General features: G+C 57.7%; 8 protein-coding genes. 4 read left to right on the top strand and 4 right to left on the bottom strand.

Going from position 1 to position 7,486, the window contains the following annotated elements; all coding sequences use genetic code 11:
* Nucleotides 1–36 precede the first annotated feature (36 nt).
* Both IBT46_RS21280 and IBT46_RS21285 read right to left on the bottom strand, forming a co-directional pair.
* Nucleotides 37–1,194: an L-dopachrome tautomerase-related protein gene (locus IBT46_RS21280; RefSeq protein WP_200547316.1), complete on the bottom strand. Its 1,158-nt coding sequence runs from the start codon at nucleotides 1,192–1,194 to the stop codon at nucleotides 37–39.
* A gap of 10 nt (nucleotides 1,195–1,204) precedes the next feature.
* Nucleotides 1,205–1,702, bottom strand: a complete 498-nt coding sequence (locus IBT46_RS21285) for a lactoylglutathione lyase family protein (protein WP_234480230.1) — start codon at nucleotides 1,700–1,702, stop codon at nucleotides 1,205–1,207.
* A 93-nt stretch (nucleotides 1,703–1,795) separates the two neighbouring features.
* Between IBT46_RS21285 and IBT46_RS21290 the strand changes: the two genes are divergently transcribed.
* Nucleotides 1,796–2,668 (top strand): LysR family transcriptional regulator, encoded by an 873-nt coding sequence (locus IBT46_RS21290; RefSeq protein ID WP_200547317.1) that lies wholly within the window; start codon nucleotides 1,796–1,798, stop codon nucleotides 2,666–2,668.
* A gap of 70 nt (nucleotides 2,669–2,738) precedes the next feature.
* On the opposite strand, the gene IBT46_RS21295 is transcribed toward IBT46_RS21290, so the two are convergent.
* On the bottom strand, nucleotides 2,739–3,542 hold the full coding sequence (locus tag IBT46_RS21295) for an IclR family transcriptional regulator (RefSeq protein ID WP_200547318.1): 804 nt from the start codon (nucleotides 3,540–3,542) through the stop codon (nucleotides 2,739–2,741).
* A 74-nt stretch (nucleotides 3,543–3,616) separates the two neighbouring features.
* Between IBT46_RS21295 and IBT46_RS21300 the strand changes: the two genes are divergently transcribed.
* The 3 genes from IBT46_RS21300 to attM are packed head-to-tail and all read left to right on the top strand — an operon-like array spanning nucleotide 3,617 to nucleotide 7,103.
* A complete protein-coding gene (locus tag IBT46_RS21300; protein ID WP_370569510.1) occupies nucleotides 3,617–5,068 on the top strand; it encodes an NAD-dependent succinate-semialdehyde dehydrogenase in 1,452 nt (483 codons plus the stop codon).
* Between the two features lie 28 nt (nucleotides 5,069–5,096).
* The gene (locus tag IBT46_RS21305) at nucleotides 5,097–6,257 is read left to right on the top strand and encodes an iron-containing alcohol dehydrogenase (protein ID WP_200547320.1); all 1,161 of its coding nucleotides are present in this window, start codon (nucleotides 5,097–5,099) and stop codon (nucleotides 6,255–6,257) included.
* Nucleotides 6,258–6,311: 54 nt separating this feature from the next.
* Nucleotides 6,312–7,103 (top strand): N-acyl homoserine lactonase AttM, encoded by a 792-nt coding sequence (attM, locus tag IBT46_RS21310; RefSeq protein WP_200547321.1) that lies wholly within the window; start codon nucleotides 6,312–6,314, stop codon nucleotides 7,101–7,103.
* 129 nt (nucleotides 7,104–7,232) lie between these two features.
* Here the strand turns inward: attM and IBT46_RS21315 are convergent, their stop codons facing one another.
* The gene (locus IBT46_RS21315; protein WP_200547322.1) at nucleotides 7,233–7,385 is read right to left on the bottom strand and encodes a type I toxin-antitoxin system Hok family toxin; all 153 of its coding nucleotides are present in this window, start codon (nucleotides 7,383–7,385) and stop codon (nucleotides 7,233–7,235) included.
* Between the last annotated feature and the right edge of the window lie 101 nt (nucleotides 7,386–7,486).

A 7,486-nucleotide genomic window follows, 5' to 3' on the forward strand; every position in this document is an offset into this window, starting at 1 on the left:
TCCGACCTGGGGATACCCGGCGAATCTGAACGGCACTCACGCACGGCCATCCACCGCGTCGCCTATGTCTATACCGGCAAATGATTCAGGCAGAGCCACCGAGTAAATCACAAACGGTGTGTCCGGGCTGCTGACGTCGGGGATCGGCTGTTTTACCGGAATATACAGTTTACGATCGGCGCTGATAAAGGTGCCATCCGGCCGAATAAGTGAAGGGTTTGAGGCGATGACCGCCGTTTTCCCCTCGGGAGACAGCAGGGTAATATTGCCGGTGACGGTTTCCGAAAAATAGACATTGCCACGTGAGTCCATGCAGCAGCCACCGGCGAAATTATTGGCATACACCTGTTCAACGTGCTGCTCCAGCTGCGAGTCGGTGAGAGACCGATCCTTAAGCCAGCGCGTTTCGATGCGGTAAAGCGGCCCGGTCGGCGCTGCCCAGTACAGCCATTTGCCGTCTGCGGTGATTTCCAGCAGGTCGCTGTTGGGCGGATGGAAAGTTTTCCCTCCCTTTACGTGCGCCAGAATTGACGGGATTTTCGCCGCCGAGGCTTTCATCACGCTGGCCCCGGACAGACGGCGCAGTGTCTTCCCGCTTTGCATATCGTGAACAATAATGCCGCCCAGCCCGGAGTCGGAGAGATACAGCGTTGAGCCGTGGAAACGCATGTCGTTTATCTGCGCGCCCGCAGGCAGGATCGTCTCGTCAAAACGCAGGATGCGCAGGATTACCCCGGAGCGGGCATCCAGCTGCACCAGCTTTTGTGCGCCCGGTTGCGGAATGGCATCGGCCGCAGAGAACACTCCTGCGCTCAATGACCCTTGATCGACGCACCACACCGTATCATCGGCGAACATATGCACCGAGTTGAGATACACAAAGGCATTCGTGCCATCCTTTCCCGGCTGCCATTCATTCCAGGCGTTACCCGGGAAGGGCTGAAACTTGCCGCTGGCGTCGCACCGGGCAAGCGACGGTGTGGATTTATCTTTGGCGTAGCGCGGCAGGCCAAGAAACATGACGTTGTCACGTGTCAGTGCCACCTGGTTGGCCATCCACGGCGATCTTGCCGCGACATTGAGCGGTAGCGGTGTGGCTGACGCTGCCGCTGCCGCAGAGAACCGGGGAAATGCGCTGCTCAGGCTCGCCGCTGCCAGATTGATCAGCAGCGAACGACGGGAAAGTGCGATCATCTTTACCTCATCAGGCGTAGGCACCGGCGGAATAGGTCAGCTCGTAGCTGTGGCTGTAAATCTCAATAATATTGCCGAACGGATCTTCCATATAGACCATGCGATACGGCTTTTCACCGGGGAAGTATTCGCGTACCGGCATGCGCTGTTTTCCTCCGGCAGCCACGATTTTCTCCGCCAGTCCTTCCACATCCGGGTCCTGAATGCAGAAGTGGAAAACGCCGGACTTGCGGAAGTCGAAGTTGTTTTCCGGCTTCACCGCATCCCTGAACTGGAAGATCTCTACACCCACGCGATCGCCGGTGGACAGGTGCGCAATGCGGAAGGAATGCCAGCCCGCGCCGAATACGTCGCTGCACATCACGCCAATTGCGGAGTCGTCTTCGGTAATTTCCGTCGGCGGCATAATCAGATACCAGCCCATCACTTCGGTATAAAATTTAACGGCGGCGTCCAGGTCGGTGACGGACAGGCCAATATGGGAAAAACTGCGTGGGTAAGGGGTCATGATATGCCTCGTTAATACGGGAAAAGGGCATAGTAAGTGGACAGGTGTATAATGAAAATATCGCCAGACTTATGGTTTTTATAAAATATCGTTATGGTCAATCCGCAATGGCTCCGATCGTTTGCCCTGCTTTGCCAGCAGGAGAGCTTTACCCGCACCGCCGACAGCCTGGGGATCACCCAGGCGGCCGTCAGTCAGCATCTGCGCTATCTGGAGAATCACTATGGCCAGCTGATCGTTCGCAGCCGACGGCGGTTCGATTTGACGCCAGCAGGAATTGCGCTGCTGGAGTTTTGCCGGGAAATGGAAAAAGCCAGCCAGCGGCTGGAGATGCGACTACAGGAAAATGACGGGGATTGTGGCGATATCAGCCTGATCACCCCCGGCAGCATTGGACTGCGCTGCTACCCGCTGCTGCTGAGTTTGCAGCAGTCGCTGCCCGGTCTGGCTATTCGCCACCGCTTTGCGCCCGATGATGAAGTCCTGTCAGCGGTGCTGGAAAATCGCTACGAGCTGGGTCTGATGACCCGTCAGACTGACGATTCTCGACTGGTCGCTGAACCCTTTGCCCGTGAGCCGCTGGAGCTGGTTTTTCCGGCGGGGAAAAAAGTGGAGAGCTGGCAGGATCTGGCCGCGCTGGGGTTTATCGACCACCCTGACGGCCAGGCAATGGCGACACGTCTGTTGAGCCGGGTATTTCCCGGGAACCCCGGCGTGCGTTCGCTGCCGTGCCGCGGCTTCAGCAATCAGATTGCCCTGATCCTCAGCCCGGTTGCCCGCGGCCTGGGCTTTACCGTGCTGCCCCGCTTCGCGCGGCTGGCCTGTGCCGGGCAGCACGAAATTGAAGTGATGCCCTGTACCGTACCGGTGGTGGACACTATCTGGCTGATCCATCGCGCGGAATGGCCGCTTTCAGGACGGGCGCAGAAGGCGCTGGCGTGGATGAAGGATCACCTGGAAGGTTGAAGCTCGCGTTTCGGATAAAAGCGACGCGCCGCGATATCCCATGCATGAAAGTGCATCCTCATCCGATTGCTTACCCTCCGCGATAGCCGCTCTGCTGCGACAGCGCCATCGCGGCATGGCGGATTTTCTCTCCGAGTCGGGTGGTCATATCCGATCTCGCCTCGCTGCTGAGGAAGCTGGTGGCGATTCCCGCCACCACTTTACCCGTATGATCGTAAATGGCCGCTCCCACGCAGGTCATTGCTTCGTGGATTTGTCCGTTATCGATTGAGAACCCGCGATCCCGAATGCCGGGGAACTCCGCCCGCAGTTCAGCGAGGTTGCTGACGCTGGAGAGGGTCAGCGGTGCGGGAAAGCGGCCGGCAAATATCCGTTCGAGTTCGTCATAATCCAGCTCGCTCAGCAGTACTTTCCCGGTGGCGGTGAAGGGCGCGGGCAGGCGCTTACCGATGCGGAAGCTGTGCCCCAGTGGCTGATCAGTGTTGCGGCAGCTGACGTACACTACCTCATCGCGATCGAGCACGGTCAGGGTGATGGTGTAGCCGTCGAGCTCGCTATCCGCCGCGAAGTAGTCGCGAAACAGCGAAACAAAATCCATCTGCGACAGAAAACCGTCAGCCCAGTGCATTAAATGTGGCCCCAAACGATAAGTGCCTTCCGCCGTTCTCACCAGTAACCCCAGCTCGGTCAGGACGTTGATCTGGCCGTGTGCGGTGCTTTTGGGCAGCGCCAGCTGTCGGGTAATGTCCGCCGCCGAGAGCGAGCCGCTGGCCGCCGCGACCAGATCGAGAATGGTAACAGCTCTCCGCAGAGCGGGCACCGAATCGACGCTTTTGAGCGGTTGATCGCTTTTTGTACCGGAATTCCCTGACATACTGCCCCTCGCATAAAGTTCATCATACAGGCTGTAGTTCAATATATTGAACTAAACGAAAAGAGGAAGCTATGATCAAGCTCAAGAATTCAGCACTGCTGCGTGACCGCTGCCTGATTAATGGAGAATGGATTTCCGCCAGCGATGGCAGCGAGATTGAGGTGGATAACCCCGCCAGCGGCAAAATTATTGCCAGGGTGCCTTCGCTGACTGGCAGCGAGGCGGAAACCGCCATCGCCGCCGCAAAAGCGGCACTACCCGGCTGGAGCCGCATGGCGGCGAAGGACAGAACCGCTATTCTTCGCCGCTGGTTTACGCTGATAGTTGAGAATGCTGACGATCTGGCCGCGCTGATGACCGCAGAGCAGGGTAAACCGCTGGCGGAAGCGAAGGGTGAAGCGCTGTACGCCGCCTCCTTCGTTGAGTGGTTCGCGGAAGAAGCCAAACGCGTGTACGGCGAAACCGTCCCGGCACCCGGCACCGATAAACGCATTATCGTGATGAAGCAGCCGATCGGCGTCTGCGCTGCGATTACCCCGTGGAACTTCCCGGCGGCGATGATTACCCGCAAAGCCGCACCTGCTCTGGCGGCGGGCTGCACCATGATTGTCAAACCCGCCGAGCAGACACCGCTTACCGCGCTGGCGCTGGGCGTGCTGGCCGAGCAGGCTGGTATCCCTGCGGGCGTATTTCAGGTGATCACCGGTGATGCAAAAGAAATTGGCGGGGTACTTACCGCCAGCGACACGGTCAGAAAACTCTCCTTTACCGGCTCGACGGAAGTCGGCCGGATTCTGATGGCGCAGTCGGCGCCAACCATTAAAAAACTGTCGCTGGAGCTGGGCGGTAACGCACCGTTTATCGTCTTTGATGATGCCGATCTGGATGCGGCCGTTGAGGGCGCGCTGGCATCGAAATACCGCAATGCGGGCCAGACCTGCGTTTGCTCTAACCGTATATACGTTCAGTCCAGTGTTTATGACGCTTTCGCCGAGAAGCTGGTGGCGCGCGTTGCGGCACTGCAAGTCGGGGAAGGTCATCAACCTGGCGTCACTATCGGACCGTTGATTGACGCCAGCGCCGTTGAAAAAGTGGAAGATCATATCGCCGATGCGCTGGCGAAAGGGGCAAAACTGCTGATTGGCGGGCAACGCCACGCGCTGGGGGAAACTTTTTATCAGCCGACGGTGCTGGCAGAGGCGACCCAGCAGATGAAAATTGCTCGCGAGGAAACCTTTGGGCCGGTTGCGCCGCTCTTCCGTTTTGAAACGGAAGAAGAGGTGATTGCCATGGCTAACGATACCGAATTTGGCCTGGCGGCCTACTTCTATACCGAAAACGTACGCCGCACCTGGCGGGTGGCAGAAGCGCTGGAGTACGGCATGGTCGGCCACAACAGCGGGCTGATCTCCAATGAAGTTGCGCCGTTTGGCGGCGTGAAGCAGTCCGGGCTGGGGCGTGAAGGTTCGCACCACGGCATTGATGAGTATCTGGAAATTAAATATCTGTGCTCGGTCATCGCCTGAGCATGCCCGTTACCTGAGAGGAGGAATAATGTCTATCAATCCATTTGAGTTCCGCACCGTGCCCTCCATTGAGGTGAAATGGGGAGGTGCACAGGAGCTGGGTACGATCGTTGCGGCGCGGTTCAAGGCGCGTAATACCCTGCTGGTGACCGATGCCGGGCTGATTAAGGCCGGGCTGATTGCACCGATCGAGGCCTCGCTGAAGGGGGCGGGATTTACTGTGACCCTGTTTGACCAGGTGGTCGCCGATCCGCCAGAGCATATCGTTCATGCCTGTGCCGACGCGGCGCGCAGCGCGAATGCCGATATTGTCATTGGTCTGGGCGGCGGATCATCGCTGGATATTGCCAAGCTGGCGGCGATTCTGGTGGAGAGCGAACAGCCGCTGTCGGAAATGTACGGTATCGGTAAAGTGAGCGGTTCGCGCCTGCCGCTGGTGCTGATCCCGACGACTGCCGGGACCGGATCGGAGGTGACCAATATTTCGATTATCACTACCGGTGAAACCACCAAGATGGGGGTGGTGTCGCCGCAGCTGTACGCTGATTTCGTCCTTTTAGATGCCGAACTGACCGTGGGACTGCCGCAGATCCACACTGCCGCAACGGGTATTGATGCGATGGTGCATGCGATCGAGGCGTATACCAGTAAACACAAAAAGAACCCGCTGTCCGATGCGCTGGCACGCGAAGCGCTGCGTCTGCTCGGTGCGAATCTGATTGCCGCCTGCCGCGACGGTAAAAATCGTGCGGCGCGCGAGGGGATGCTGCTGGGCGCAACGCTGGCCGGTCAGGCTTTTGCCAACTCGCCTGTTGCCGCCGTTCACGCGCTGGCCTATCCCTTAGGCGGTCACTATCACATTGCGCACGGCCTTTCGAACGCGCTGATGCTCGGCCCGGTGCTGCGCTACAACGCCAGCGCCGCCGCGCCGCTGTATGCCGAACTGGCAGACGTACTGGGTGTTGAGGGCAGCGGCAACGCCGACCAGCGTTCCGCCGCCTTCGTTGAGCATATGCTGACGCTGATGGAAGAGAGCGGGGCACCGCGACGTCTGCGCGACGTGGGCGTCACCGAAGAGAGCCTTACGCGCCTGGCGGCCGATGCCATGCTGCAAACGCGCCTGCTGACCAACAACCCGGTCGAGGTGCAGGAACACGACGCACTGAATCTGTATCAACAAGCATTCTGACGACCTGACTCAAACGTATCACTGTACCCACTATAAAAAAGAGGCAAGCCCAGTATGAACGATATCCGACTCTATATGCTTCAGTCCGGCACCCTGAAATGCAAAGTGCACAACATTAAAATGAACCAGGGCAGCGGTGCGGATTATGAAATTCCGGTACCGTTTTTCCTGATCACCCACCCCGATGGTCACACTATTATTGATGGCGGCAACGCCATTGAAGTCGCCACCGATCCTCGCGGCCACTGGGGCGGCATTTGCGACGTGTACTGGCCGGTTCTGGCGGAAGATCAGGGCTGTGTCGATCAGATTAAGGCACTGGGCATCGATCCGGCAGATGTGAAATATGTGGTGCAGTCGCATCTGCATCTTGACCATACCGGCGCAATTGGCCGCTTCCCGAATGCCAAACATATCGTGCAGCGCGTGGAGTATGAATATGCCTTTACGCCAGACTGGTTTGCCGCCGGTGGCTATATTCGTAAAGACTTCGACAAGCCGGGGCTGAACTGGCAGTTCCTCAACGGCACCGAGGATGATTTTTACGATGTTTACGGCGATGGTACGTTAACCACGATCTTCTCTCCCGGACATGCGCCCGGACACCAGTCATTCCTGGTACGGCTGCCAAACAGCAATCCTCTGCTGCTGACCATCGATGCCGCCTATACGGTGGATCACTGGGAAGAGAAGGCGCTGCCAGGATTCCTGGCCTCGGCGGTGGATTCCGTGCGCTCGGTGCAGAAGTTGCGTAACGTTGCCGAGCGTAACGATGCCATCGTGGTCACCGGGCACGATCCGGATGCCTGGGCGGGCTTTAAAAAAGCACCTGAATATTATTCCTGATTAATACTGCGATAAGACGTGTAAGGACGGGGTTATTAGCGTTTACTGATAACCCCGTTTTGATGGTGCTCTAAGCCATGCCCTGACGCATCAGCCTGATAACGGGGGATTGCTCCCCCGCCCAGGTCGCTACTTACCGGATTCGTAAGCCATGAATGCAGCCACCTCTTTGTCACCACTCTTCCAGCGTAATTCGCAAAGCGTCTCACGGGTAAAGTAGGTAAATATTAAAATGGTAATACAGAGTATTAACACGATAATAACCGGGGATGGTAGTTTCATAGCTCTTGCTCCTTGCATTACTGCGGGTAAGAGGCTACTCTGATGTTTCTTGGACATAGAGGATGCCTCGTTGGTGATTAACATTACCTTCGGGGCTTTCT

It is taken from the genome of Erwinia sp. S38 (assembly GCF_016624545.1).
GTDB lineage: Bacteria > Pseudomonadota > Gammaproteobacteria > Enterobacterales > Enterobacteriaceae > Erwinia > Erwinia coffeiphila.

Excerpts from the sequence above, each read along its gene's own strand:
- IBT46_RS21280 (WP_200547316.1), bottom strand. The coding sequence starts at position 1,194 with ATGATCGCACTTTCCCGTCGTTCGCTGCTGATCAATCTGGCAGCGGCG.
- IBT46_RS21285 (WP_234480230.1), bottom strand. The coding sequence starts at position 1,702 with ATGACCCCTTACCCACGCAGTTTTTCCCATATTGGCCTGTCCGTCACC.
- IBT46_RS21290 (WP_200547317.1), top strand. The coding sequence starts at position 1,796 with ATGGTCAATCCGCAATGGCTCCGATCGTTTGCCCTGCTTTGCCAGCAG.
- IBT46_RS21295 (WP_200547318.1), bottom strand. The coding sequence starts at position 3,542 with ATGTCAGGGAATTCCGGTACAAAAAGCGATCAACCGCTCAAAAGCGTC.
- IBT46_RS21305 (WP_200547320.1), top strand. The coding sequence starts at position 5,097 with ATGTCTATCAATCCATTTGAGTTCCGCACCGTGCCCTCCATTGAGGTG.
- attM (WP_200547321.1), top strand. The coding sequence starts at position 6,312 with ATGAACGATATCCGACTCTATATGCTTCAGTCCGGCACCCTGAAATGC.
- IBT46_RS21315 (WP_200547322.1), bottom strand. The coding sequence starts at position 7,385 with ATGAAACTACCATCCCCGGTTATTATCGTGTTAATACTCTGTATTACC.